At 68.3% G+C, this 26,455-nt stretch carries 21 protein-coding genes; 10 read left to right on the top strand and 11 right to left on the bottom strand.

The window, feature by feature from the left end:
• Nucleotides 1-52 precede the first annotated feature (52 nt).
• Nucleotides 53-1,687 carry a peptide ABC transporter substrate-binding protein gene (locus tag FE633_RS34685; RefSeq protein WP_138049148.1) on the bottom strand — a complete coding sequence of 545 codons (1,635 nt, stop codon included), beginning with the start codon at nucleotides 1,685-1,687 and terminating at the stop codon, nucleotides 53-55.
• A 328-nt stretch (nucleotides 1,688-2,015) separates the two neighbouring features.
• Between FE633_RS34685 and FE633_RS34680 the strand changes: the two genes are divergently transcribed.
• From FE633_RS34680 to FE633_RS34660, 5 genes are all read left to right on the top strand, one after another.
• Nucleotides 2,016-3,044: an ABC transporter permease gene (locus tag FE633_RS34680; protein ID WP_138049147.1), complete on the top strand. Its 1,029-nt coding sequence runs from the start codon at nucleotides 2,016-2,018 to the stop codon at nucleotides 3,042-3,044.
• Nucleotides 3,045-3,143: 99 nt separating this feature from the next.
• Complete coding sequence (locus FE633_RS34675; protein ID WP_138049146.1) at nucleotides 3,144-4,904, top strand: ABC transporter substrate-binding protein; 1,761 nt, start codon at nucleotides 3,144-3,146, stop codon at nucleotides 4,902-4,904.
• A gap of 173 nt (nucleotides 4,905-5,077) precedes the next feature.
• Entirely contained in the window at nucleotides 5,078-6,058 is a 981-nt protein-coding gene (locus FE633_RS34670; RefSeq protein WP_138049145.1) for an ABC transporter permease, read from the top strand.
• Between the two features lie 15 nt (nucleotides 6,059-6,073).
• A complete protein-coding gene (locus FE633_RS34665) occupies nucleotides 6,074-7,099 on the top strand; it encodes an ABC transporter ATP-binding protein (protein WP_138049144.1) in 1,026 nt (341 codons plus the stop codon).
• A 42-nt stretch (nucleotides 7,100-7,141) separates the two neighbouring features.
• Nucleotides 7,142-8,158: an ABC transporter ATP-binding protein gene (locus FE633_RS34660; RefSeq protein WP_138049143.1), complete on the top strand. Its 1,017-nt coding sequence runs from the start codon at nucleotides 7,142-7,144 to the stop codon at nucleotides 8,156-8,158.
• On the opposite strand, the gene FE633_RS34655 is transcribed toward FE633_RS34660, so the two are convergent.
• From FE633_RS34655 to FE633_RS34615, 9 genes are all read right to left on the bottom strand, one after another.
• A complete protein-coding gene (locus FE633_RS34655) occupies nucleotides 8,122-8,622 on the bottom strand; it encodes a GNAT family N-acetyltransferase (RefSeq protein WP_138049142.1) in 501 nt (166 codons plus the stop codon). The genes FE633_RS34660 and FE633_RS34655 overlap by 37 nt on opposite strands.
• Nucleotides 8,623-8,997 (bottom strand): VOC family protein, encoded by a 375-nt coding sequence (locus FE633_RS34650; protein WP_138049141.1) that lies wholly within the window; start codon nucleotides 8,995-8,997, stop codon nucleotides 8,623-8,625. It lies immediately after the preceding gene.
• Between the two features lie 208 nt (nucleotides 8,998-9,205).
• Nucleotides 9,206-10,312, bottom strand: a complete 1,107-nt coding sequence (locus FE633_RS34645) for an ABC transporter ATP-binding protein (RefSeq protein WP_138049140.1) — start codon at nucleotides 10,310-10,312, stop codon at nucleotides 9,206-9,208.
• A 13-nt stretch (nucleotides 10,313-10,325) separates the two neighbouring features.
• Nucleotides 10,326-11,387, bottom strand: coding sequence for an ABC transporter ATP-binding protein (locus FE633_RS34640; RefSeq protein ID WP_138049139.1), 1,062 nt, complete (start codon nucleotides 11,385-11,387; stop codon nucleotides 10,326-10,328).
• Between the two features lie 15 nt (nucleotides 11,388-11,402).
• Nucleotides 11,403-12,380, bottom strand: coding sequence for an ABC transporter permease (locus FE633_RS34635; RefSeq protein ID WP_138049138.1), 978 nt, complete (start codon nucleotides 12,378-12,380; stop codon nucleotides 11,403-11,405).
• Between the two features lie 100 nt (nucleotides 12,381-12,480).
• Nucleotides 12,481-14,274: an ABC transporter substrate-binding protein gene (locus tag FE633_RS34630; RefSeq protein WP_171060236.1), complete on the bottom strand. Its 1,794-nt coding sequence runs from the start codon at nucleotides 14,272-14,274 to the stop codon at nucleotides 12,481-12,483.
• A 101-nt stretch (nucleotides 14,275-14,375) separates the two neighbouring features.
• Nucleotides 14,376-15,419, bottom strand: a complete 1,044-nt coding sequence (locus tag FE633_RS34625; RefSeq protein ID WP_138049137.1) for an ABC transporter permease — start codon at nucleotides 15,417-15,419, stop codon at nucleotides 14,376-14,378.
• A 394-nt stretch (nucleotides 15,420-15,813) separates the two neighbouring features.
• Entirely contained in the window at nucleotides 15,814-17,721 is a 1,908-nt protein-coding gene (typA, locus tag FE633_RS34620; protein ID WP_138049136.1) for a translational GTPase TypA, read from the bottom strand.
• A 235-nt stretch (nucleotides 17,722-17,956) separates the two neighbouring features.
• Nucleotides 17,957-20,377: an ABC transporter family substrate-binding protein gene (locus FE633_RS34615; protein ID WP_138049135.1), complete on the bottom strand. Its 2,421-nt coding sequence runs from the start codon at nucleotides 20,375-20,377 to the stop codon at nucleotides 17,957-17,959.
• Nucleotides 20,378-20,703: 326 nt separating this feature from the next.
• Between FE633_RS34615 and FE633_RS34610 the strand changes: the two genes are divergently transcribed.
• From FE633_RS34610 to FE633_RS34595, 4 genes are read left to right on the top strand one after another with little or no spacing between them, the layout of a single operon-like run.
• On the top strand, nucleotides 20,704-20,991 hold the full coding sequence (locus FE633_RS34610) for a hypothetical protein (protein WP_138049134.1): 288 nt from the start codon (nucleotides 20,704-20,706) through the stop codon (nucleotides 20,989-20,991).
• A 20-nt stretch (nucleotides 20,992-21,011) separates the two neighbouring features.
• Nucleotides 21,012-21,833 carry a hypothetical protein gene (locus tag FE633_RS34605; protein ID WP_138049133.1) on the top strand — a complete coding sequence of 274 codons (822 nt, stop codon included), beginning with the start codon at nucleotides 21,012-21,014 and terminating at the stop codon, nucleotides 21,831-21,833.
• Nucleotides 21,833-23,803 (top strand): fumarate reductase/succinate dehydrogenase flavoprotein subunit, encoded by a 1,971-nt coding sequence (locus tag FE633_RS34600; RefSeq protein WP_138049132.1) that lies wholly within the window; start codon nucleotides 21,833-21,835, stop codon nucleotides 23,801-23,803. The genes FE633_RS34605 and FE633_RS34600 overlap by 1 nt, the downstream gene beginning before the upstream one ends.
• Nucleotides 23,800-24,570 (top strand): succinate dehydrogenase/fumarate reductase iron-sulfur subunit, encoded by a 771-nt coding sequence (locus tag FE633_RS34595; protein ID WP_138049131.1) that lies wholly within the window; start codon nucleotides 23,800-23,802, stop codon nucleotides 24,568-24,570. Before FE633_RS34600 ends, FE633_RS34595 begins: the two co-directional genes overlap by 4 nt.
• Here the strand turns inward: FE633_RS34595 and FE633_RS34590 are convergent.
• A complete protein-coding gene (locus FE633_RS34590; protein ID WP_138049130.1) occupies nucleotides 24,551-24,910 on the bottom strand; it encodes a hypothetical protein in 360 nt (119 codons plus the stop codon). The genes FE633_RS34595 and FE633_RS34590 overlap by 20 nt on opposite strands.
• A 175-nt stretch (nucleotides 24,911-25,085) precedes the next feature.
• On the opposite strand from FE633_RS34590, the gene FE633_RS34580 reads away from it, so the two are divergent.
• A partial coding sequence (locus tag FE633_RS34580) for a hypothetical protein (RefSeq protein WP_171060235.1) occupies nucleotides 25,086-26,455 on the top strand: 1,370 nt, incomplete at its 3' end.

Genomic DNA, 26,455 nt, shown 5'->3' with positions numbered 1-26,455 from the left:
TCGGGAGGCCGCCCTTGAGGGACAGCCCTTTCGAGGAGCCGCCCGCCGCGGCTCAGTCGACCTTGATCTCGTTGTAGACGGGAACGCTGAACGAGTTGAGCGCCACGTCCGAGAGCCGTTCCGAGTAGCCGGCGCTGCCGTTCTGGTACCAGAGCGGGATGGCCGCCATGTTGTCGCGGACGATCTTCTCGGCCTGCTGGAACCGCTGGACGGACTTGCCGGCGTGGGGCTCGGCGTTGGCCTGGTCGATCAGCTGGTCGTAGTCCTTGTTGGACCACTTGCCGTCGTTGGACGAGGCGTTGGTGTAGTACAGCGGCTGCTGGAAGTTCTGGATCAGCGGGTAGTCCATCTGCCAGCCGGCGCGGAAGGGCCCGGACATTTTCTTGTCGGTGATCTGGTTGCGGAAGTCGGCGAAGGTGCCGACGGGGTTGCCGACACAGGCCTTGTCGTTGTCGAGTGCGTTGTTGATGGAGTTGCAGACGGCGTCGACCCACTCGCGGTGGGAGCCGGTGTCCGAGTTGTAGGTGATCTTGATCTGCCCACCGGGCAGCCCGCCCCCCTCCTTGATGAGCTTCTTCGCCTCGTCGGCGTCGTACTGGCAGGCGCTGCCGCACAGGCCGGCCCGGTAGCCGCCGCCCTTGCCGAGGACGGGTGAGGTCCAGTCGGTGGCGGGGGTGCGCGTCTTCTGGAAGATGGTCTCGGTGATCTGCTCGCGGTTGATCGCCATGGACAGCCCCGTACGGACCTTCTCCATGCCGTCCTTGCCCCAGACCTTGTCGTAGAACGGGAAGGACAGGGTCTGGATGATGCCGGCGGGCCGGTTGATGTACCGGTCGCCGAGGTCGGTCCGGACGTTCTTGAGCTGGGAGGCCGGGACGTCGTCGACCAGATCCAGATTGCCCGCCAGGAGGTCGGTGTAGGCGGTGTTGTTGTCGGTGTAGACCTTGAGGTCCACGCCGCCGTTCTCGGCCTTGTCGGCGCCGGGATACCTGTCCCACTTGCGCAGGGACATCTGCGAGCCCTTGGTGTACGACTCGACGGCGTACGGGCCGTTACCGACGGGCTTCTTCACCCAGGCCGCGTGGTCGTCGAAGAACGCCCGGGGCAGCGGCGAGAAGGCCGTGTAGCCGAGGGTGTCGGGGAAGGACGAGAACTTCTGCGTGAGCCTGACGGTGAAGGTGCGGTCGCCGGTGACCTTCAGGCCGGAGAGCGTGTCGGCGCTCTGCTTGCCGCCGTCCTCCGGGTGCACTTTGTCGTATCCCTCGATGTACCCGAAGAAGTACGCGTTCTTCTGGTTGTTCCTGAGACTGGCGCCGTAGTTCCAGGCGTCCACGAACGACTTGGCGGTGACGGCTTCTCCGTTGCTGAACGTCCAGCCGCTCTTCACGGTGACGGTGAAGTTCTGCGAGTCCGAGGTCTCGATCTTCTCGGCGAGCATGTCCTCGGCCGCGCCGGTCTCGGCGTCGTACCGTTTCAGCCCGCGGAAGACCATGTCGAGGACCTTGCCGCCCTGCACCTCGTTCGTGTTGGCCGGCTCCAGCGGGTTCTGCGGGTCGCCCCACGAGGCGCTCACGATCCCGGAGGCACCCCCACTGTCACCGCCACCACCGCTGCCGCCGCATCCGGTCGCCACGAGGGCTACCGCCGCCGCACCCGCGGCCCATCTGGCGTGTGTGGCTCCACGCATGGAGTGCCTCCTCAGAGTGCGCTGCGGCTCCGGCGCAGGGACGCCGTTCCTTCATACCGGCAAATATCATCCCTTAAAGGATCATTCGCACTTTCACTCCACCCGTCCGGGTGCAGCGGCCGTCCCTCGTGCTTTGGTCACGACAGTCCAAAGCTCAACCAACCGGCCTGCCAGCCTCGAGTCAAAGGACAAAAGACCAGATCAAAGCCACCAAGGATTTATTGACCCGGGGTCACCCGCGATGAAAAGTCGCGCCTGGGGCCGAACAGACCCCAACCCGTGGGGTTCGCATCGTGCGCCCCCGTGACCAGTTCAGGCCGGATGGACCATGACCTCGCCCATGCCCTCCACCGCCCCACTCCCAGCGGTGGCCGAAATCGGCGCCGTACCACCAGCGCCAGCCGCACCCTCCCAAGGCGGCAGCAGCCGTTCCCCCGGCAGGCTCGCCTGGGTGCGCTTCAAGCGGGACCGCACGGGCGTCATATCGGCCGGCGTCGTGATCTTCTTCTTCATGATCGCGATCTGCGCTCCGCTGATCGCGAAGCTGTACGGCAAGAACCCGTACACCACCTACGCCAGCTCGCGTCCGGAGCTCCTGAACGCCTTCTCGTATCCGGCGGGGCCCAACGGCGGCGTGAGCTCGGAGTTCTGGTTCGGCGTCGAGCCGCAGCTGGGGCGCGACGTCTTCACGTTCCTGCTCTACGGCATCCGCACCTCGCTGGGGATCGCCACGGCCGCCACCCTGCTCACCACCCTCCTCGGTGTGGTGATCGGCGTCATCGCGGGCTACCTGGGCGGCAGGACCGACTACTTCGTCGGCCGGGTGATCGACATCCTCCTGTCGTTCCCCTCCACGCTGTTCTTCATCGCCTTCATGCCCGTGGTGTACGGACTGTTCGTCGCCCCGAACGACAACATCCCGACCGGGCTGCGGGCCGCGGCCCTGATCCTCGTGCTGTCCGCCTTCGGCTGGGCGGCCATGGCCCGCCTGCTGCGCGGCCAGGTACTCGGCCTGCGTGAGCGGGAGTTCGTGGACGCCGCCAAGGTGACGGGCGCGTCGCCGCGGCGCATCGTCTTCAAGGAGCTGCTGCCCAACCTGTGGACCCCGATCATCATCCAGTCCACGCTGCTGCTCCCGACGTTCGTGACCACCGAGGCGGGTCTCGCCTTCCTCGGGGTCGGCATCATCGACCCCACCCCGGACTGGGGCGTCATGATCCAGCGCGGCGCCCAGTTCTACACCCAGGACATCACCTTCATGCTCTTCCCCGGCCTGTCCATGGTGCTCTTCGTCCTCGCCTTCAACCTGCTTGGCGACTCGGTGCGCGACGCACTCGACCCGAAGTCCAAGCGCTGACTCTCCCTTTCCGCCTTTCCGGCTTCCCGGCTTTCCGGCCCGGTTCAACGTCGTCCGGCTGGTGCAGTCCGGCCCGCTCCATCCCTAGGTAGGCTCACTGTGTCCTTTTCACGTAGAAACTTCCTGATCGCCACCGGCGTGGCCGCAGCCGCGGCTCCGGTCCTGAGCGCGTGCGGCAGCAGCGACAGCGGCAGCTCCTCGCAGGACAAGGTCCCGACGGTCAGCGGCTCCAAGACCCAGACGATCCCCGTCGGCACGAAGGCCGACTCGACCGGCCCGGCTCCCGAGGTCAAAGGCGCGGTCAAGGGCGGGACGATCTACTCGCTGGACCAGTTCGACATGGACCACCTGGACCCGGCCCAGATCTACACCTCCACCGAGGGGGCCATCACGGTGCCGATCCTGCGCGGTCTCACCGGCTACAAGATCGACGAGAAGGGCGGCTGCACCCTCGTCGGCGACGCCGCCACCGACGCCGGCACCATGAAGGACGGCGGCAAGACCTGGTCCTTCACCATGAAGGACGGCCTGAAGTGGGAGGACGGCTCGGACATCACCATGGACGATGTCCGCCACTCCTTCGAGCGGCTCTTCGCCACCTTCGTCACCGAGGGTCCCCGCTACGTCCAGCAGTGGCTCGTGGGCGGCGACAAGTACAAGGGCCCGTACGGCGGCAAGCACCTCGCCTCCATCGAGATCGACGGCAGCACCGTCACCTTCCGGCTCAGCGAGGCACGCGCCGACTTCAACTTCACGCTGGCGATGCGCGGTTACTCGCTGGTGCCGAAGAAGCACGACACCAAGGAGAAGTACGACAAGCGCCCGTACGCCTGCGGCCCGTACAAGATCGAGAGCCGCCAGGTCGGCAAGGCGATGACGTTCGTGCGCAATGAGCACTGGGACCCGAAGACGGACTCGATCCGCAACGCCTACCCGGACAAGATCGTCTTCCAGTTCGGCTTCCAGGCCCTGGCCGCGACCGACCGCTACATAGCCGACAAGGGCAACGACCAGTACGCGATGTCGATCTACAACGAGGTCGCCCCCGAGCGCATCCAGCAGGTGCTGACCAACGCCAAGCTCAAGCAGCGGGTGCTCACCGAGATCGACACGGTCACCTACTACTGGCCGATCAACACGACCCGGATCAAGGACGTCAAGGTCCGCCAGGCCATCAACTACGCCTGGCCGCTACAGCAGTTGCAGACCATCCGCGGCGGCGCCGCCACCAGTGAGGTGGCCACGACCATCTTCAGCCCGGTGACCCCCGGGTACACCAGGTTCGACCTGTACGACAAGACGAAGAAGCCGGGCGGCGACCCGGTGAAGGCCAAGGCGCTGCTGAAGGAGGCCGGCAAGAGCGGCCAGAAGCTGGTCATCGCCTACCAGCAGTCCGACAACTCCGTGAAGCAGGCCGTCGCCATCAAGAACGCGCTGGAGGCCGCCGGCTTCACCGTCGTCAACCAGCAGCTCGACAAGTCAACCTTCTACACCCAGGTCGGCAAGATCGACAACGGATACGACCTCATGGCCGCGGGCTGGAGCCCCGACTGGCCCAACGGCTACTCGGTCTTCTACCCCTGCTGGGACGGCCACAACATCGGCAACGGCCGCAGCAACTACGCGCAGTTGAACGACACCGGCGTCAACAAGGCCATCGAAGCGACCTCCACGATCGCGAACACCCAAGCGGCCAACAAGGCCTGGGGTGCCGTCGACCGCCAGATCATGGAGCTCGCGGCCTGCGTCCCGGACTACCACTCCATCCGCAACTGGATGCACGGGTCCAAGGTCGGCAACGTCGTGTACGACAGCGGCAACACCTGCATCGCGCTCTGCAAGCTCTACGCCATGTCGTAGGGAGTGTTTCGACACCCCCCAGTCGCGAACGACCGCCCGCCCGGGGCGGCCCCTCACCCGGCCGCCCCGCCGGCCCTCCCCGTCGGCCCTCTCCACTGGCCCCCACCGGCCCTCCCCTCCGGCCCTCCCTTCTTGCCCCCGGCGACGGCGCCCCGTCCGGAAAGTCACGCCCCATGCTCCGCTTCCTTGTCCGCCGAGTCTCCGGCGCAGTGGTCATCCTGCTGATCATCAGCGCCGTCACCTTCTGGCTCTTCTACGCCATCCCACGCGACCCGGCGCTGATGTCCTGCGGCAAGAACTGCACCCCCGAAGCGCTCGCGCAGATCCGGCACAACCTGGGCATCGACAAGCCGATCCCGGTGCAGTACTGGGACTGGCTCGTGGGCATCTTCGCCGGGCGCGAGTACAGCGGCTACGGGTTCTGCCACGCCCCGTGCCTCGGCTACTCCTTCGCCAACCGTGAGCCCGTCTTCGGCACGATCATGGACCGGCTGCCGCTGACCCTCTCACTCGCCTTCGGCTCGGCCGTCGTGTTCCTGATCTTCGGTATCGGGGCGGGAATGCTCGCGGCGCTCAAGCAGGGCCGGTTCCTCGACAAGCTCGCCAGCTCGCTCTCGCTGGTCGGCTCCTCGCTGCAGATCTACTTCGTCGGCTACATCGCGATGTTCCTCCTAGTCGCCAAGCTGGGCGTGCTCGACCAGCCCTCGTACACCCCCCTCACCCAGAACCCGGTCTCCTGGGCCTCCGGAATGCTGCTGCCGTGCCTGACCCTGGCGATCATCTTCACCGCCAACTACACCCGTATGACCCGCTCCCAGCTGGTCGAACAGCTCAGCGAGGACTATGTCCGCACCGCCCGGGCCAAGGGCCTGTCCCGTGCGAACGTCTTCTTCCGCTTCGCCTGGCGCGGCGCGATGGGCCCGATCGTCACCGTCTTCGGTATCGACCTCGGCACCCTGTTCGGCGGCGCGATCATCACCGAGACCACCTTCAGCATGCAGGGCATCGGCCGGCTCACGGTGGACTCCGTCGACAAGAGCGACCTGCCCATGCTGCTGGGCGTCACCCTGCTCTCGGCCGGCGCGATCGTCTTCCTCAACGTCCTCGTGGACGCCGTCTACGCCCTCATCGATCCGCGGATCCGGCTGGCCTAAGGAGAGACAGACCCCATGAGCACCCCCTTCCTCTCCATCAGGGACCTGAAGGTCCACTTCTCCACCGAGGACGGCGTCGTCAAGGCCGTCGACGGGCTCTCGTTCGACCTGGCGAAGGGCCGGACGCTCGGCATCGTGGGCGAGTCGGGCTCGGGCAAGTCCGTCACCAACCTGGCCGTCCTCGGCCTCCACGACCCCGAACACACCGCCCTCGACGGGGAGATCCTGCTCGACGGCAAGGAGCTGCTGACCGCCACCGAACGGGAGCTGGAGCGGCTGCGCGGCAACAAGATGTCCATGATCTTCCAGGACGCGCTGGCCTCGCTGTCGCCGTACCACACGATCGGCACACAGATCGGCGAGACGTACCGCAAGCACACCGGCGCCTCCAGGCGGGAGGCCCGGGCGCGGGCGGTCGACATGCTGCGGCGGGTCGGTATCCCGACGCCGGACCTGCGCGTGGACGACTACCCGCACCAGTTCTCCGGCGGTATGCGCCAGCGCGCGATGATCGCGATGGCGCTGGTCTGCGACCCGGAGCTGCTGATCGCGGACGAGCCGACCACCGCGCTCGACGTGACCGTGCAGGCGCAGATCATGGACCTGCTCAAGGCCCTTCAGCAGGAGTTCGGCACGGCGATCGTCTTCATCACGCACGACCTGGGCGTCATCGCGGACATCGCCGACGACGTACTGGTGATGTACGGGGGCCGGTCTGTGGAGCAGGGCAGCAAGAAGGAGGTGCTGCGCGACCCCCAGCACCCGTACACCCTCGGGCTGTTGGGATCGATGCCGAGCCTCGACGGACCGGTGGACGTGCCGCTCTCCCCCATCCCCGGCTCACCGCCCTCCCTCCTCAACCCGCCGTCCGGCTGCCGCTTCCACCCTCGGTGCGCCTTCATGGAGAAGGTCGACGGCGGACGGTGCACCTCGGTGCAGCCGGTGCTCGAGGTCGCGGACGGACGCGGTACGGCCTGCCACCTCGACCCCGGGCAGCGCCGGGAGCTCTTCGCCGACTTCGCCACGGCCCGCGCCCTCTGACGCACACGCCGACCGACGCACGAGAGACGGAACTTCACCACCATGAGCAGCTCCACCCCCCTCCTCCAGGTCAGCGGGCTGACCAAGCACTTCCCGATCCACGGCGGCTTTCCGATCAAACGGAAAGTGGGCGCCGTACAGGCCGTCGACGGGATCGACCTGCGGGTCGCCGAGGGCGAGAGCCTGGGGCTGGTCGGCGAGTCCGGCTGCGGGAAATCGACCACGGGCCGGCTCATCACCCGCCTCCTGGAGCCCACGATCGGCACCATCTCGTACCGTGGCCAGGACATCACGCACGCCTCGCGCAAGCAGCTCGCCCCCGTGCGGTCCGAGATCCAGATGATCTTCCAGGACCCGTACTCCTCGCTGAACCCCCGGCAGACCGTCGGCAGCATCATCAAGTCGCCGATGGAGGTCAACGGCATCGAGCCGGACGGCGGCCGCGAGAAGCGCGTACGGGAACTGCTGGAACTCGTCGGTCTCAACCCCGAGCACTACAACCGCTTCCCGCACGAGTTCTCCGGCGGTCAGCGCCAGCGCATCGGCGTGGCCCGCGCCCTGGCACTGAATCCGAAGCTGATCGTGGCGGACGAGCCGGTGTCCGCCCTGGACGTGTCGATCCAGGCGCAGGTCGTCAATCTCCTTCAGGAGCTGCGGAAGGAGCTGGGGATCGCGTTCGTCTTCATCGCCCACGACCTGGCCGTCGTACGGCACTTCTCGGAGCGCGTGGCCGTCATGTACCTCGGCAGGATCGTGGAGATCGCGGACCGGGCGGACCTGTACGAGAACCCGCGCCACCCGTACACCCGCGCGCTGCTGTCCGCGGTCCCCGAGGCGACGGCGGACGACGCGCCGGCCCGTGAGCGCATCCGCCTGGCGGGAGACGTTCCCTCACCCATCAGCCCGCCCTCGGGCTGCCGCTTCCGCACACGCTGCTGGAAGGCGCAGGACAGGTGCGCCGCGCATGCCCCGCCCCTGGTCCGGGCCGAGGGCAACAGCGCGGGTCACCTGACGGCCTGCCACTACCCGGAGACGGCACGGCCGCCGGAGGACGGCTGATCCAGGTCCAGCTCGCCCACGACCTGGTCATCGCTCATCTCGCCGGTGCGACGGAATCCGAGCCTCAGGTAGAACCGCTCGGGCCCGCCCTCTCCCTGCGCCCAGGTCACCGTGACGCGCGACTGACCGCGCCTGCGGACCTCCTCGCACACGGCCTCCACCGCGAAGCGGCCGTATCCGCGGCCCTGTCGGCCATCGGCGATGTTGAGCCGCCAGAGCCCGTAGCGGAGCCGGTCCCCCGGATCGTCCGGATCGAAGCGCACGTCGAAGAAGGCCATGACGAACCCCACGAGTTCATCACCGTCGAAGATCAGGCGCGGCCAGGCGGTTTCGGGCCGGACATAGGCCTCGGCCAGGGACTTCACGACCGGGGACACGAAGCGTTCTTGGTCGGGACGCACCCTCAGCGCGCACGCGGCGTCGACGTTCGCCGGGGTCACCTTCTCCAGGCGTACATCCGCCACTCAGCCCAACTCCCCGCGCTCCACGCAGAATTCGTTGCCCTCGGGGTCGGCCAGCACGACCCAGCCCCCGCCGTCCGGCCGCGTGCGGTCGAAGAGCTGCCGTGCGCCGAGGGCGAGCGCCCGCTCGACCTCCTCCGCCCGGGTGCGCCCCTTCGGCTCCAGATCGAAGTGGATGCGGTTCTTCACCGACTTGCCCTCCGGGACCCGCACGAAGAGCAGCGTCGGCCCGCCGTCGGGATCCGCGAGGACCGCCTCCGGGTCCCCCGGCTTGTCGTCGTCGGCCAGGGGAAGCTCCAGCAGCCTGCTCCAGAACAGCCCCAGGTCGTACGGGTCTCCGGTGCAGTCGAAGGTGATGTGCCTGATGCTCAGGGGCAACTGATGTCTCCACACGCCTCGTTGGCCCGCGGCTTCGGCGCGCGGGCACCGCAGCCTAGGCACCTTCGGCGCGCCGAGTCATCCGCTTTTCCTGGGGCAAGGCTCGCGATTCGGCCATGGCCGCACACCGCAACGGCCCGCACACCGCAATGGCCCGCGCCCGGAAGTCCGGGCGCGGGCCGTGCGATTGCCTCTCGGCGCGGACCGGTCAGTCCTGCGCCTCCAGCGCCTTCAGCGCCGGGTCCATCACGACGTCCTCGTCCCGTGCCTCCGTGGTCGGGTCCTCCGGGAAGTGGCAGGCCGTCAGATGACCTTCGCGGTTTCCGGAGAGCTGGATCAGCGGCGGCTCCTGGCTCGCGCACTTGTCCTGCGCCTTCCAGCAGCGCGTACGGAAGCGGCAGCCCGACGGCGGGTGGATCGGCGAGGGTACGTCACCGGCGAGCCGGATGCGCTCCCGGTCCTCGGAGTCCTCGGTCGCGACCTCGGGGACCGCCGACAGCAGGGCGTGGGTGTACGGGTGCCGGGGCCGGTTGTAGATCGAGTCCCGGTCGCCGACCTCCACCACCTTGCCGAGGTACATCACCGCGACGCGGTGCGAGAAGTGGCGCACGATGGCGAGGTCGTGGGCGATGAAGAGGAAGGCGATGCCCAGCTCCTGCTGGACCTTCTGCAGCAGGTTGACGACCTGCGCCTGGATCGACACGTCCAGGGCGGACACCGGCTCGTCCGCCACGATCAGCTTCGGATTCAGTGCCAGGGCGCGGGCCACGCCGATGCGCTGGCGCTGACCGCCGGAGAACTCGTGCGGGAAGCGGTTGTAGTGCTCGGGGTTGAGACCGACGAGTTCCAGCAGTTCCCGTACGCGCTTCTCGCGGCCGCCGTCCGGCTCGATGCCGTTGACCTCCATCGGCGACTTGATGATGCTGCCGACGGTCTGCCGGGGGTTCAGCGAGGAGTACGGGTCCTGGAAGATCATCTGGATCTCGGAGCGGACCGGCGCGAGCTGCCTGCGCGAGGCGTGCGTGATGTCCCGGCCCGCGTAGGTGATCTTGCCGGCGGTCGGCTCCAGGAGGCGGGTGATGAGCCGGCCCGTGGTCGACTTGCCGCAGCCGGACTCGCCGACCAGGCCGACGCTCTCGGCCACGCCGACGGTCAGGTCGATCCCGTCGACGGCCTGCACGGCGCCCACTTTCCGTTTGATCGGAAAGCCGCCGTAGATCGGGAAGTGCTTGGTCAGGCCCTCGACCGCGAGGAGCGTCTCGGCCGACGTACCGGTGGAGCCCTGTTGTGCGGGGAGGGTGAGGTTGTCGCTCATGACTCGGTTCTCCCTAGCGCAGCCGGGGCTGGATCTGGTCGATGAAGATGGTCTGCTTCTGCTCCGCCGTCAGATGGCACGCGGCGGCGCGCCCCTCGGCCAGCGACGGCCGCTCGTCGGTGCAGCGGCTGCCCTCCACCTCGTCCTTGAAGGCACAGCGCGGGTGGAAGGGGCAGCCGGAGGGCGGGTTGAGCAGGGAGGGCGGAGTGCCGGGGATCGGCGTCAGCTCCTCGTGGATGTCGCCGTCCAGGCGCGGCATGGAGCTGAGCAGGCCCCAGCTGTACGGGTGCTTCGGCGAGCGGAGGACGTCACTGACGCTGCCCCGCTCGACGGCCCGGCCCGCGTACATCACCAGCAGGTCGTCGGCCATGTTCGAGATGACGCCGAGGTCGTGGGTGATGAAGATGATCGCCGTACCGAACTCCTGCTGCAGATCCTTGAGCAGGTCCAGGATCTGCGCCTGCACGGTCACGTCGAGCGCGGTGGTCGGCTCGTCCGCGATCAGCAGGTCGGGGTCGCACATCAGCGCCATGGCGATCATCGCGCGCTGGCGCATACCGCCGGAGAACTGGTGCGGGTAGTCGTCGAAGCGCATCTCGGGCTGCGGGATGCCGACCTTCTCCAGCATCTGGACCGCCCGGTCCTTCGCCTCCTTCTTGGAGGCGCCGTTGTGCTTCATGAACGGTTCGGAGAGCTGCCGGCCCACGGTGTAGTACGGCGAGAGTGCCGTCAGCGGGTCCTGGAAGATCATCGCCATCTTGTTTCCACGGAGCTTCTCCAGTTCCTTCTCCGTGGCCGTGACGAGCTCCTTGCCGTCGAGGACGATCTCGCCGTCGACGGTGGTGGTCCTGGGGTTGTGCAGGCCCAGGATCGTCAGGTTGGTGACGGACTTGCCCGAGCCCGACTCGCCCACGATGCCCAGGGTCTTGCCGCGCTCGACGTCGAAGGAGAGTCCGTCGACCGCCTTGACGATGCCGTCCTCGGTGGAGAACTGCACCTTCAGATCGCGGACCGAGAGAAAGCTCTCCGGCCCGGTCGGAGCCGGGGCGTCCGAGGTCTTGGTCAGTGTGGTCACGGTGGTTCGTTCTTCCTAGGAGAGCCGGACGCGCGGGTCGACGTACGCGTACACGATGTCGGCGAGGATGTTCAGGATCAGGATGAAGAAGGCCCCGAACAGCATGACGCCCATCGTCAGCGGGAGGTCCTTGTGGAGCGCGCCGTCCACGGCGAGACGGCCGATTCCCTGCAGGGAGAAGGTCAGTTCGGTGACCACGGCGCCGCCCAGCAGGGCACTGAGGTCGATGCCGAGGATGGTGACGATGGGGATGAGCGAGCCGCGCCAGGCGTAGCGGAAGAAGACGTACTTCTGCGACATGCCCTTGGCGCGGGCGGTGCGGACGTGGTCCTCGGCGAGCTGCTCGATCATGGAGGCGCGCGCCATACGCGTGTACTGCGCGGTGAAGATGGTGGACATCACGACCATGGGGATGGACAGTCCGACGAACCAGCCGATCGGGTCCTCGGTGATGGGGACGTACTTGGGGTCCTCCATCCAGCCCGTGCTGTACACGAGGACCGTCAGCGCGATCGGGCCGAGGAAGTAGATCTGGAACGAGCTGAGCACCATGGACGCGCCCGTGGCGACCTTGTCCACCATCGACCCGCGTTTGTAGGCGGCGAGCATGCCGGCGCCGAGGCCGACGACCAGGAAGACGACCATGGAACCGGCGGTCATCGTGAGGGTCAGCGGGAAGCGGTCCAGGATGGTGTCCCAGACCATGTCGCCCGAGTAGAAGGACTGCCCGAGGCACGGAGCGGCACAGTGGCCGTCGGGGAAGTCACGCCCCGTCACGATGCCGGACATGAAGTCCCAGAACTGCTGGGCGATCGGCAGGTTGAGGCCGAGTGCCTCACGGATGGACTCCAGCCTCGCGGGTGAGCAGTCCTTGCCACAGGCCAGGGAAGCGTAGTCGGACGGCGCGGCGACGAAGAGGAAGAACGTGGTGGCGCCGATGAGGAACAAGGTCAGGGCGGCGCCGACCGTGCGCCGGATGATGAACTGAAGCATGGCGGGGAGGCTGCTCTCTGCGGAGGCGATGGGGGCGGTGTCACGGAACCGCGGGGGTGCGCTCCGCCTGGTGCGCACCCCCGCAATCAGCCGTAGAGAGTTACGACTTCAGGAACAGTCGGGTGACGTCGATGTAGCTCGACTCGGTGCTGTAGCGGGCACCGCCGATGTTCGAACCGTAGAGCTGGAACTGCTTGGAGTACCAGAGCGGCGCGGCCGGGTTGATCTTCTCCAGGATGTAGTGGTGCGCTTCCTTCCACGTCTTCGCGGCCTCGGTCGGCTCCTGGCCCAGGGCCTTCTTGATGAGCTCCTGGACCTTCGGGTCGTTGACGTGGGAGTAGTTCGGCGAACCGTCGGCGACCTGGTCACCGTCGTAGATCGGCGTGACGACCGTGCCCGGCGACGGCCAGTCCTGGCCCCAGCCGGTGATGTACATGTCGTACGGGTTGTCGAGCTTGCCGATCTGCTCGGTGAAGCTCGCCGCGTCGACCTCCTTGGCGACGACCGTGATGCCGACCTTGCTCAGCGCGTCCTCGAGGGCGACCTTGCGCTTCTGCTCGAGCTCGCTGCTGCGGTAGGCGAAGACGAGCTTCTTCTCGGCGGCCGGAACGCCCTTCAGGAGCTCCTTCGCCTTCGCGATGTTGCCGCTCGGCGTCTTCAGGCGGCCGTACGGGTCGTACTTCGGCTCGTAGCCCGGCAGGGTCGGGGCGAACAGGTTCGGGGCCACGTCACCGCCGTACGCGCCGCCCTCACCGGCGATCAGCGACTTGGAGTTCACCGCGTAGGTGACGGCGTCGCGGACCTTCTTGTTCTTGACCCGGTCCAGGTTGAAGTTCAGCGTCATGACGTAGGGCTGGTAGCCCTTGATCGTGCGCTTGTTGACCTCGGGCGTCTTGATGACGTCCTGGATCTTGGTGGACTCGACGGCGCCGGTGAGCTGGATGGCGTTCTTGGCGGCGCCCTGGTCGGCGATCAGCCGGCTGGTCTGGGTCGACTCGGTGACACCGAAGTCGAAGTTCCAGCCGTCCACGTACTGGTTGCGCACGGAGTCGGTCTTCGGGTCCCAGTTCTCGTTCTTCACGAGCTTGAGGGTCTTGCCGACCTTGTACTCGGCGATCTTGTACGGGCCGCTCGAGACCGGGGCCTTGTCGTACTTCGCCTTCGTGTCGGTCGCCTCCGGCACGACGGTGTAGCCCGGCATGGCCAGCGTCTGCGGCAGGTCGGGCTGCGGCGCCTTGAAGTGGAAGATGACGGTCTTGTCGTCCGGGGTCTCCAGGACGTCGTCCGGCAGGTGCTTCTTGCCGAAGCCGCCGTCCGGCAGCGCCTTGCGGTATTTCGGGCCGCTCAGCCAGGTCTGCAGGTAGGTCGGACCATCGAAGATGAACTCCGCGTACTGACGCTCGACGGTGTGGCGGATGTCGGCCGAGGTGATCGCCTTGCCGTTCTCGTCCTTGACGCCGTCCTTGAGCGTGAACTTCCAGGTCTTGCCGCCGTCGGACGACGTGCCCGAGTCGGTCGCGAGGTCACCCACGACCGAGACGTTGCCCTTGCCGTCCTCCTGGAAGTTGGTCAGCCCGCGGAAGAGCAGGTTGGCGACCTGGCCGGCGTCGGAGACGTAGATCTGACCCGGGTCCAGGTGGGAGAGACCCGCCTCCTGGTAGACCTGGATGGTGCCGCCCGCCTTGGCGCCGGGCACCTCCGCGGCCGGGCCGGTCGACGCCTTGGCGTCGCCATAGGTGACGGCCTTCGACTGGACCGCGGCCTCCTTCTGGTCCTTCTTGGAGTCCTTGTCAGAGCTGCTGCCCTTGTTCTCCGAGCATCCGGTCAGGGCGAGGGAGCCGGCCGCGATCGCGACCACAATGGCCTGCCCTCTGCGCGAGTTGAACGACTTCATGAGGCGTATGCACCTACCTGTCGGTTGTTATCCATGAGTACTGCCTGACGCGGCTGGTAGGCCGACGCGGGGGCGGCAGCCACCCCCCACCAATGGACGGTTCAGCGCCCGGACTTGGGGTCGAAGGCGTCCCGGACGGAGTCTCCGAGAAGGTTGAAACACAGGACGAAGACCACCAGTGCCAAGCCCGGGAAGAACATGAACGCCGGGTCCTGCTCGGCGTACTTGGCTCCGGCGGCGAACAAGCGCCCCCAGTCCGGGGTCGGTTCGACGAAGCCGACACCCGCGAAGGAGAGGAACGCGATGGTGAGAATCGTGCTGGGCAGCTGGTACGTGAACTGCACCAGGATCGGCGAGACGACGTTGGGCAGGATCTCCTTGCGGACGATCCGCCAGGGGGAGGCTCCCGAGACCTTGGCCGCCTCCACGAACTCCCGCTCGCGCAGGGACAGCACGGTGGAGCGGACCAGTCGCGCCATACCCATCCAGCCCAGCAGCCACAGCACGATCAGGATCGCCAACGCGCGGAAGTATGTGGGGGTTTCTTCCTGCGGGTCGACGAAGAACGCGGTCACCACGGGCATGAAGGCGATGAAGAAGAGCTGCTGCGGGAAGGCCAGGAAGAAGTCGGTGACCCGGCCGATCCAGTAGTCGGTCCTGCCGCCGAAGTAGCCGCCGATCAGACCGATGACCACACCACTGACCACCAGCAGCACGGTCACGCCCAGCGCCATGAACAGCGAGGTGCGCATGCCGTACAGCAGCATGGCGAACAGGTCGCGGCCGTACTGCGGTTCGACGCCGAACCAGTGCTCCCCGGACACACCGCCGAGGTAGCCCAGCGGAAGTCCGAAATCGTCCAGCACCGGCTGGTCCGCGTACGTCGGGTCCTGTCCGTACAGGGTGTACGGGTTCGTCCCGCTCAGCGAGGTGATCACCGGCGCGAGCAGCGCGATGACGAAGTAGGAAATCACTACCCCGGCACAGAACATGCCGGTACGGTCTCGCCTGAAGCGCTGCCACATCAGCTGACCGGGGGAACGGCCCTCAAGCTTCTTGGGCTTCGCGACCTCGGTCGTCGACGCAAGGTCGGGGTCCAAGGCGACCGTTGACCCGGAGCCCTCGGCCTTGGTTGGACTGGTCATGTGTGTTCTTCCCCCGGGGGATGGAGAGTTGAGCGCAGCACAGATACCGGCGGGTTCTGTGGTTTGGGGGAACTTTCGCCAAGGGAATCAACGCGCGTCAAGTGCGCAGAGCATAGGGATCTCCCTACCGTCCATATTTTGAGCAAAAATTGCAAAGATTGACACCTGGTCGCGCTTGACAGGTGAAAACTGATTCCCCCAAAACGGACATACGTGTCGTCATTTCTGTTTACATGTCCGAAACTTGATCGCCGCGTCACCGGTATCCGAACACGGCTTCACAGGCCCTGCACAGTCAACCGAACTGATCACGCCAGTGCTCCCGCCCGCGGGCACGCCACAGACCCGGCTCCCGCGAGGGAGAGCCGGGTCTGCGCTGCTCAGTGAGGGGGCGTCAGCCGTGCTTGGCGCGGCTCGCGGCACGGGCGCGCTCGCGGGCGTCCAGGTTCACCTTGCGGATGCGAACGGCCTCGGGGGTGACCTCGACGCACTCGTCGTCGCGGCAGAACTCCAGCGACTGCTCCAGCGAGAGCTTGCGCGGCGGGACGATCGACTCGGCCACATCGGCCGTGGAAGACCGCATGTTGGTGAGCTTCTTCTCCTTGGTGATGTTCACGTCCATGTCGTCGGAGCGCGAGTTCTCACCGACGATCATGCCCTCGTACACCTCGGTGCCCGGCTCCACGAAGAGCACGCCGCGCTCCTGAAGGTTCGTCATCGCGAACGCGGTGACGGCGCCGGAGCGGTCGGCCACCAGTGAACCGTTGTTACGGGTCTGGAGGTTGCCGAACCACGGCTCGTGGCCCTCGTGGATCGAGTGCCCGATACCCGTGCCTCGGGTGCTGGTCAGGAACTCCGTACGGAAGCCGATCAGACCGCGGGACGGCACCACGAACTCCATACGAACCCAACCCGAGCCGTGGTTGGACATGTTGTCCATCCGGCCCTTGCGGACGCCCATGAGCTGCGTGACCGCGCCCATGTGCTCCTCGGGGACGTCGATCGTCATACGCTCGACCGGCTCGTGCAGCTTGCCGTCGACCTCCTTGGTGACCACCTGCGGCTTGCCGATGGTCAGCTCGAAGCCTTCCCGGCGCATGGTCTCGACGAGGATCGCCAGCGCGAGCTCACCACGGCCCTGGACCTCCCATGCGTCCGGACGCTCGGTGTCGAGCACGCGGAGCGAGACGTTACCGATCAACTCGCGGTCGAGGCGGTCCTTGACCTGGCGGGCAGTGACCTTGCGGTCCTTGACGGCGGACTTGGCGTCCGCGCCCTTGCCGGTACCGCCGCGGCCGACCAGCGGCGAGGTGTTCGTACCGATGGTCATGGAGATCGCGGGCTCGTCGACCGTGATCAGCGGCAGCGCGATGGGGTTCTCGGGGTCGGCGAGGGTCTCGCCGATCATGATGTCCGGGATACCGGCGACGGCGCAGATGTCGCCCGGCCCGGCCATCTCGGCGGGCTTGCGGGTGAGCGCCTCGGTCATCATCAGCTCGCTGATGCGTACGTTGGCGACGGAGCCGTCACGCTTGATCCAGGCGACCGTCTGCCCCTTGCGCAGCTCGCCCTGCTCGACGCGGAGCAGCGCGATACGGCCGAGGAAGTTGTCGGCGTCCAGGTTGGTGACATGCGCCTGGAGAGGGGCCGACTCGTCGTACGTCGGGGCCGGTACGTGCTCCAGGATCGTGGTGAAGAACGGCTCCAGGCTGTCACTGTCGGCCGGGACGGTGCCGTCCGCCGGCTTGGTCAGCGAGGCGACGCCGTCACGGGCGCAGGCGTAGACGATCGGGAACTCGATCTGGTCCTCGTCGGCGTCCAGGTCCAGGAAGAGGTCGTACGCCTCGTTCACGACGTCGTCGATACGGGAGTCCGGGCGGTCCGTCTTGTTGATGCACAGGATGACGGGCAGGCGGGCCTGCAGGGCCTTGCGCAGCACGAAGCGGGTCTGCGGCAGCGGGCCCTCGGAGGCGTCCACGAGCAGGACGACCGCGTCGACCATCGACAGACCGCGCTCGACCTCGCCGCCGAAGTCGGCGTGGCCGGGGGTGTCGATGATGTTGATCGTGACGACGTCGCCGCCCTGCTTCGGGTGGTACTTCACCGCCGTGTTCTTGGCCAGGATCGTGATGCCTTTCTCACGCTCCAGGTCGTTCGAGTCCATCATGCGGTCGTCGAGCGACTCGGCGGCGTGCGCGGCGAAGGCACCCGCCTGCTTGAGCATGGCGTCGACCAGGGTCGTCTTGCCGTGGTCGACGTGGGCGACGATGGCGACGTTGCGGATGTCGTGGCGCGTGGCCATAGTGAGGCGCTTCTCCCGGAGTGAGTGAACGGCCGACGCGTACATCTGTGTTACGCGGGCCCTGCCGGGCTGGACATGCCACGGCCTTACCCCATCGTACGGGGACGCTGCCGCTGGGGCCGAACCGGGCGGGACGAGGTCGTTCTCACACCGCGGGCCGGTGGGGCCGGTCGCGCCCACGCGGCGGAGCCGCATATGTCACAGCGCCGCGCCCCTGACGGGGCGCGGTGCCTGCTCAGGAAGACGGGCCGGCCTGCGGCTTCGCGCCCTTCTTCAGGAAGCCCATGTCCTCGTAGATCGGGGTCTGGAAGCCGAAGGCGCCCGCGTTGGCGAGTTTCGGGCGGACGGCTGTCAGCTGGGGGCGCTGATAGAGGGGAATCGAACCGGCGGCGGCCCAGATGCGGGCGTCGGCCTTGCGGATCAGGGCCCGGGACTGCTCGGCGTCCAGCTCGGCGATGGCCTCGTCGAAGAGCTGGTCGACCCGATCGGTGCCGACCCGGGTGTAGTTCTGCTCGACGTTCAGGGAGCCGTCCGCGGCGGGGACCGGCTTGGCGTAGATGGGCCGGGCGTCGGTGGCCGGGAAGGCGGACGCGGGCCAGGAGTAGAGCGCCAGGTCGTACTCCCCCGACGCGATGTGGTCCTGGAAGTAGCTCTCGTCCGCGACCTTGGAGAACTCCGTACGGATGCCGATGCGCCCCAGCATCCGCGAGATGCGCTCGGCGACCGCGCGCAGCGGTTCCGTTCCCGGGCCGGACGGAAGCACGAAGCGGAGCGACAGCGCCTTGCCGTCCTTGGCGAGGGGCGCGGCCTTGGGGCCCGCCGGGGCGGCCGTGCCCCTCGGCGCGTACGCCCCCGCCGGCGCTCCACCTTCTTTGCGCCATTCCTTCCCGTCCTGGGCCTGCCTCTTCTCCTCGCTCCCCTTCTCCGCCTCCCGCGCCTCTGTCCTGGACTCGTGCTCGGACTGGCTGGTCCGCTCCTGCTCGGCCAGCACGGCGGCCTGGCCGAGCAGCGCCCGCCGCAGCTCGGTCATGGGAGCGGGCGCGAGAACGAGGGAGCCGGCGGCGGCACCGGGCTTGTGGTCGCTGTCGCCACGGGAGCCGGAGCCTTCGGTGTGGGAGCGGCCTGGTGCCAGGTCGTACGCCTCGCCCGGTTTCCCGTCCTCGCCGACGATGTACGTACCCTCGTCGGTCTCGGAGTCGTCCGGCTTCTCGGAAGCCTCGCTCCCGGAGCCGTCCGGCTTCTTGGAGGCCTCGCCGCCGGCCGCGTCCGCCGGCTTCTTCTCCTTGACGGGTCCGCCCCGTACCCACCCCGCGTCGGACAGCAGCGCCTGCGCCTGTGCGGTGTCCTGGCTGCCGAGCGCGGCACTGTTGTCGGCGTAGCCGGGCTGTCCGGCGAGCGCGAGATGGCTGCCTACGGGTTCGGCGGGCAGGCCGAGCGGCTTGAGCACCACCCGGGCGAGCTCACGCCGGTCGAGGGCGCGGGCCACGGCACGGCGGACGCGCTCGTCGGCGAGCGGGCCCTGGGCGCCGTTCAGCGCGAGCTGTGTGTAGGCGGGTTCGAGGGACTTGCGGACCACGAAAGCGCGCAGGGCCGACTGCTCGTCGGCGTACTTCGCGATCGCCTTGCCCCGCTTCTCGCGGACGGCCATCTCTTCCTCGGCCGCCTTGGCGTCTGAACCGTGCGCGATCGCCCAGGAGCGCAGCGCCTTGCCGGGCGTGAGCGCGGCGCCGGGGCCGTGGGCGAGCGGGGCGCCTTCGCCGGCCGCCTTGTCGCGGGCGGCCAGGGTGATGCGCCGCGCCTGTGCGGGGTCGATCTCGGCCAGATCGATCCGGCCGTCGGCGAGCGCTTCGGTGCGCTTCGCCCTCGGCACGGCGCGCAGCACCAGCTCGGAGAGCTTGGCACGGTCGCCCCACCAGCGCGGGTTCCGCTTCAGCGTGACATCACCGGCCTTGCGGTCGATCTCGTCGATCACGAAGGGGCCGGCGGTGACCTTCAGCTTGCGGCGGGCCCCGTCGTTGAACGTGTCCGGGGAGCCCATGATGTCCTTCGGGTACAGCGGCGAGAACAGCGACCGCCAGTCCGCGTACGGCTTGCTGAAGGTGACCCGTACCTCGAGGTCGTCGGCGCCGCGCTCGATCTTCTCGATGCGGTCGTACCCGGCGTTGCGGGCCGTCCAGTACGCGGTGTCCTTGCCGGACAGGGCGCGCCACTGGGCGACGAAGTCGGCGGCGCCGATCTCGCGGCCGTCGCTCCAGACGGCCTGCTGGTTGAGCTTGTAGAGCACGACCTGCTTGGGCTCGCGCTTGACGACCTTCGCGGACTCCAGGTAGTCGGGGTTGCGCTCGGGGCGCCCCGCCCTGTCGAGCCGGTACATGGAGGGCAGGACCGCGCCCGCGATCCGGGAGGTGGTCTCGTCGGCGTCCGCCTGGAAGGTGTTGAGGGTCTCCGGGACAGCGTCCACGGCCCAGCGCACGGTGCCGCCGTCGGCGATCAGGGCGCGCCCGGCGGGCGCGATGTCCTGGCCCGCGGTGGGCCGGCCGGCCTTGTCCTCCTCCTCCGCGCTGCAGGCGGCGAGAGCCGGCACCGCGAGCACGCCCGCCGTGAGGAACGCGACCGAGCGCATCACGGCGCGCGGTCCGACGCGGTCGTGGGACATGACTGGTACCTCCGGGGCGCTGTGATCCGATTTGGTGGGCTAGATCACACTTGTCCGTATAATGAAGTTGATCAGATGTATCGCCCCACTGAAGGGGGCAGCTCCGGAAAACGGGTGACGACACGGCGACGGAGTGAGAAAAGCCACCCATCTGGCCCACAAAAGGCGAGTGAGCCGAAGGGGCGCGCGCTCAGGGCGCGTGATGGGTGACACGAGCTGTTAATCCATGCAGATCCCTTCCCAGGGGGCGATGTGACGCGCGACACTCGCAGGCGCATGAACGTTGACGCCTTGGACCGCAGGGTCCGCGGAAGTGAGGGCAAGTCATGTCCGTGCACGATGACCTGACAACCGTCCAGCGCTGTCTCGACGACCTCTTCCGGTCCGTGGGTCGCCTGGAACAGCAGATCGGTGGCGGTCTGGAGATGCGCCGCGTGCGCACCGACGCCGACCACCTGCGCGAGAGCGTCGCGCTGCTGCGCGACGCCGCCCCCGGGATGTCCACATCGCGGCGGCCCGACCTCGTCCCCATCCCCGACACCCCGTACGACAACACTCTGTGGACGGACTCGGACGACGAGGGTCTCGGCGCCCGCGACCGGCACGCACCCTGATCCGACTGGAGTCCACACCCTTGGCCACTGGTACGGAACCCCATCTGAACAGCGGCGGTGTAAGAACACCGACACGCGCCGCGATCGACCGCCCGCATCTGCGGACCGACCGCTGGTGGCTGGCGCCCGCCGTCACCGCGGCCGGGCTGCTGGCCTTCGTCGTCTACTCGACGTGGCGGGCGTTCGCGAACACCGACTACTACGCGGCGCCCTACGTCTCGCCGTTCTACTCGCCCTGCCTGGCGGAGAACTGCGAGCCGATGAGGAGCGGCCCGAACTGGGAGATCTTCGGCGGCTGGTGGGGTCTGTCCCCGGCCCTGCTCATCCTGATCTTCCCGCTCGGCTTCCGGCTGACCTGCTACTACTACCGCAAGGCCTACTACCGGGGCTTCTGGGCCTCGCCCCCGGCCTGCGCGGTCGCCGAGCCGCACAAGAAGTACACCGGCGAGACCCGCTTCCCGCTGATCCTGCAGAACATCCACCGGTACTTCTTCTACGCCGCGCTCCTGGTCGCGTGCATCCTCACGTACGACACCGTGCTCGCCTTCCGCGACGAGCACTACGAGTGGGGACACATGGGTGTGGGCACCCTGGTTTTCCTGGTCAACATCGTGCTGATCTGGGCGTACACGCTCTCGTGCCACTCCTGCCGGCACATCGTCGGCGGCCAGCTCAAGCACTTCTCCAAGCATCCTGTGCGCTACCGCATGTGGCAGTGGGTCGGGAAGCTCAACGCCCGTCACATGCAGCTCGCCTGGGTGTCGCTGGTGAGCGTGGCGCTCGCCGACTTCTACGTGTACCTGGTCGCGTCCGGCGCCTTTGACGATCCGAGGTTGTTCTGATGTCCGTTGTGGATCGGCAGGAGTGGGACGTCGTCGTGGTCGGCGCGGGCGGCGCCGGCCTCAGGGCCGCCATCGAGGCGCGGGAGCGGGGCGCGCGTACGGCCGTGATCTGCAAGTCCCTGTTCGGCAAGGCGCACACCGTGATGGCCGAGGGCGGCATCGCGGCGGCGATGGGCAACGTAAACGCCGGGGACAACTGGCAGGTCCACTTCCGCGACACCATGCGTGGCGGGAAGTTCCTCAACCAGTGGCGGATGGCCGAACTGCACGCGCAGGAGGCCCCGGACCGCGTGTGGGAGCTGGAGACCTGGGGCGCCCTCTTCGACCGTACGAAGGACGGACGGATCTCGCAGCGGAACTTCGGCGGGCACGAGTACCCGCGCCTCGCGCACGTCGGCGACCGTACGGGACTGGAGCTGATCCGCACGCTCCAGCAGAAGATCGTCTCGCTCCAGCAGGAGGACAAGAAGGAGACCGGTGACTACGAGTCGCGCCTGAAGGTCTACCAGGAGTGCACGGTCACCAGGATCCTGAAGGACACCGCGTCCGACAGCGGCTCCGGCACGGGCCGCGTCTCGGGCGCCTTCTGCTACGACCGCGAGACCGGGCGCTTCTTCGTCCTGGAAGCCCCTTCGGTGGTGATCGCCACCGGGGGCATCGGCAAGTCCTTCAAGGTGACGTCGAACTCGTGGGAGTACACGGGTGACGGGCACGCGCTGGCGCTGCTGGCCGGGGCTCCCCTGCTGAACATGGAGTTCGTGCAGTTCCATCCGACGGGCATGGTCTGGCCGCCGTCCGTGAAGGGCATCCTCGTCACGGAGTCCGTGCGCGGCGACGGCGGGGTGCTGCAGAACTCCGAGGGCAAGCGGTTCATGTTCGACTACATCCCGGACGTCTTCAAGGAGAAGTACGCCGAGTCCGAGGAGGAGGGCGACCGCTGGTACGAGGACCCGGACAACAACCGGCGCCCGCCCGAGCTGCTGCCGCGTGACGAGGTGGCGCGGGCCATCAACGCCGAGGTCAAGGCGGGGCGCGGTTCCCCGCACGGCGGGGTCTTCCTGGACGTGTCGAAGCGCATGCCCGCCGAGGTCATCCGGCGCCGGCTGCCCTCCATGTACCACCAGTTCAAGGAGCTCGCGGACGTCGACATCACCGCCGAGGCGATGGAGGTCGGGCCGACCTGTCACTACGTGATGGGCGGTATCGCGGTCGAGTCGGACACGGCGGCGGCGCGCGGTGTGCCGGGGCTGTTCGCGGCCGGCGAGGTCGCGGGCGGCATGCACGGCTCCAACCGGCTCGGCGGCAACTCGCTCTCCGACCTGCTGGTCTTCGGCCGACGGGCGGGTCTGCACGCCGCCCAGTACGCCGCGGGGCTCGCCGAGGGGCGCCCCGCCGTGGACGACGTCGAGGTCGACGCGGCGGCCGCGGAGGCGTTGCGGCCGTTCTCGGCGGAGGAGGGGCCGCAGGCCGGCGCGGAGGCCGGGCGGCCGCCCGAGAACCCGTACACCCTCCACCAGGAACTCCAGCAGACCATGAACGACCTGGTCGGCATCATCCGCCGGGAGGCGGAGATGGAGGCGGCCTTGGAGAAGCTGGCGGAGCTGCGCGTACGGGCGCGGCGGGCCGGCGTCGAGGGGCACAGGCAGTTCAATCCGGGCTGGCATCTCGCCCTCGACCTGCGCAACATGCTGCTCGTCAGCGAGTGCGTGGCGCGGGCCGCGCTGGAGCGTACGGAGTCGCGGGGCGGCCATACCCGCGAGGACCATCCGACGATGGAGCGGGAGTGGCGGCGTCTCAATCTGCTGTGCCGCCTGGCCGACCCCACGGGTGAGCTGGCGGCCGCGGACCCGGTGCGCGGCCAGATCCGTCTCGCCCGGGAGACCACCGAGCCCATCCGCCCCGACCTGCTCGCCCTCTTCGAGAAGGAGGAGCTGGTCAAGTACCTCGCCGAAGAGGAGCTGTACGAGTGAGCAGCTATGAGGCCCACTTCAAGGTGTGGCGTGGGGACGTCTCGGGCGGTGGCCTGGAGGACTTCAAGATCGAGGTCAACGACGGCGAGGTGGTGCTGGACATCATCCACCGGCTCCAGGCGACCCAGACACCGGACCTGGCCGTGCGGTGGAACTGCAAGGCGGGCAAGTGCGGTTCGTGTTCCGCGGAGATCAACGGGCGGCCACGGCTGATGTGCATGACGCGTATGTCGATCTTCGGGCGGGAGGAGACCATCACGGTGACTCCCCTGCGGGCCTTTCCCGTGGTCCGTGATCTCGTCACCGACGTCGGCTTCAACTACACGAAGGCGCGGGAGGTGCCGTCCTTCGTGCCGCCCGCCGATCTCGGTCCCGGCGAGTACCGCATGATGCAGGAGGACGTGGACCGCTCTCAGGAGTTCCGCAAGTGCATCGAGTGCTTCCTGTGCCAGGACACGTGCCATGTCGTCCGCGACCACGAGGAGAACAAGACGGCGTTCGCGGGCCCGCGCTTCCTGATGCGCGTCGCCGAACTGGACATGCACCCCCTGGACGCGGCGGCCGAAACGGGGCTGGACCGCAAGACCACCGCCCAGGACGAGCACGGGCTCGGCTACTGCAACATCACCAAGTGCTGCACCGAGGTCTGCCCCGAGGGCATCAAGATCACGGACAATGCGCTGATTCCCTTGAAGGAGCGCGCGGTCGACCGTAAGTACGATCCGCTGGTGTGGCTCGGGTCGAAGATCAGGAGGCGGCAGTCGTAGGGGCTGCGCGGCGGCGGTCGCGGCGGGCGCGGTGCATGAGGGCACCGCCGACGACCAGTCCCGCGCCGCCGATGATGCTGGCGGCGAGCCAGAAGACGGTGGGGCCGGTCAGGGCCAGGGTGATCACCGGGAGGGCGAGAGACACGGCGAGCAGGAGCATGCCCTGCCCCCACAACCGTGGCCGGAACACACGGCGGCGCTCCCACCCCGGCACCCACCCCGTGTGTATGGCGGCGGTGCCGACGGCCGTCATGATCCCCAGGACCAGCCCTTCGGCCAGCCCCGCCGTGTAGTGCCAGTCCATCGTCCGCCGCCCGCCTGTCGTCCGCTCCGTCGTCACCCTGAGAGTGACACGTAGGGGTCCGGATGCTCCAGCAGCGTGAGGGCCCTTTCGATGCTCGCGCGCGTACGCACCCCGGTCGCGGAGCCGCATGCACGGCCATACGCTCCCAAATGTGACGTCTTCCTTGCCCCGGGGCCGAGCGCGACGAAACCCGTCCCACATACCCGTGCGGGTGGCACACGTCGTGGTGGGCGGGATGGTCGGGGTGGCGTGGCTGGTCGTGCCCTGGATGACGGACACGGGTGCGGAGGGGCCGCCGGCGACGGCCGTGAGCACACCGCCGGCGGCGCGTGCGGCCACCCCGGACACCTTCGGCACCGCCGACACACAGGACGCACGGGACACACAGGACACGCAGGACGCACAGGGTATCCAGGGTGTCCAGAACATCCAGGACGGCCGGCACGCCCAGGACGAGGACGGGACGGCCACCGCGGATCTCGTCCTGCCGCTTCTCGCCGCGGGCACGGCGGGTGTGCTCGCGGCGTACGGATACGCCCGGCGCAGGCGGCGCGCACGCACGCGCACGACTCCCGGCGGCGGGCCCCCCGGACCCGTAACGCCCCTCTCCGAATCCGACGTGCGGACCCGGACGCTACTGGTCGAGGTCGACGACAGCGTCCGCACCAGTCAGGAAGAACTCGCCTTCGCCGAGGTTCACTTCGACGCCGAGGCCGTAGAGCCCTTCGTCCGGGCCGTGTGGGACGCCGAGGCCGAGCTGTCGGCCGCCTTCCGGCTGCGGCAGCGGTACGACGAATCCGTGGCGGGCGAGACGCCGGAAAGCGACCCGCTGGAGAGCGACGCGGCCCGGCGGGAGACGCTCCGTGACATCGCCGCGCAGTGTACGGACGCGGGACGACGGCTCGACGCGGAGGCCGCCGCGTTCGACCGGCTGCGCGCCCTGGAGCGCGACACGGGCGCGGCCCTGGACCTCGCGGAGGCCTGCTTCCGGGAGCTGGCCGCCCGTACGGGCGCCGCTGAAGCCGTGCTCGCCGACCTCGGCAGGCGGTACGCCCCGTCCGCCGCCCGACCTGTCATCGGCCACGTCGAACAGGCCAAGGACCGGCTCCTGTTCGCCACGACCCACCTCAACCGGGCCCGGCAGTCCACCGACATGGGCGACCCCTACGGGGCGGCGCCGCATCTGCGGGCCGCCGAGGGCGCCGTGTCCCAGGCCGCGGTGTTCGTGGACGGCGTGGAGCGACTCGCGGCGGCGCTGGCGGCCGCCGTGGAGGCGCTGCCTGTCGCGCTCGCCGGGGCGGAGGCCGCCGTCACCGACGCGGGCGGGCCGCTGGAGCGTACGTCCACCCGGATGCCCGTGGGCGAACTGCGGGCGCTCGTCGCCCATGCCGCGGCGGTCCTGGCCGGCGTACGAGAGGAAATGGCCGCCGGACCGTACGACCCGCTCGATGCCCTCCGTCGCATCGTCCGGGCCACCGCGCCCCTCGGGGCCGGCCGCGCCGACGCCGTCCTGGCCGCGGCCCTGATCACCGCGCGCAGCGCCACCGCCGCCGCGGCCGGCTTCGTCACCACGCACCGGGG

The sequence above is a fragment of the Streptomyces montanus genome, from assembly GCF_005786655.1.
Lineage (GTDB): Bacteria > Actinomycetota > Actinomycetes > Streptomycetales > Streptomycetaceae > Streptomyces > Streptomyces sporangiiformans.
The sequence above is the reverse complement of the archived record's forward strand: the minus strand, read 5'-3'. Positions and strand labels throughout refer to the sequence as shown.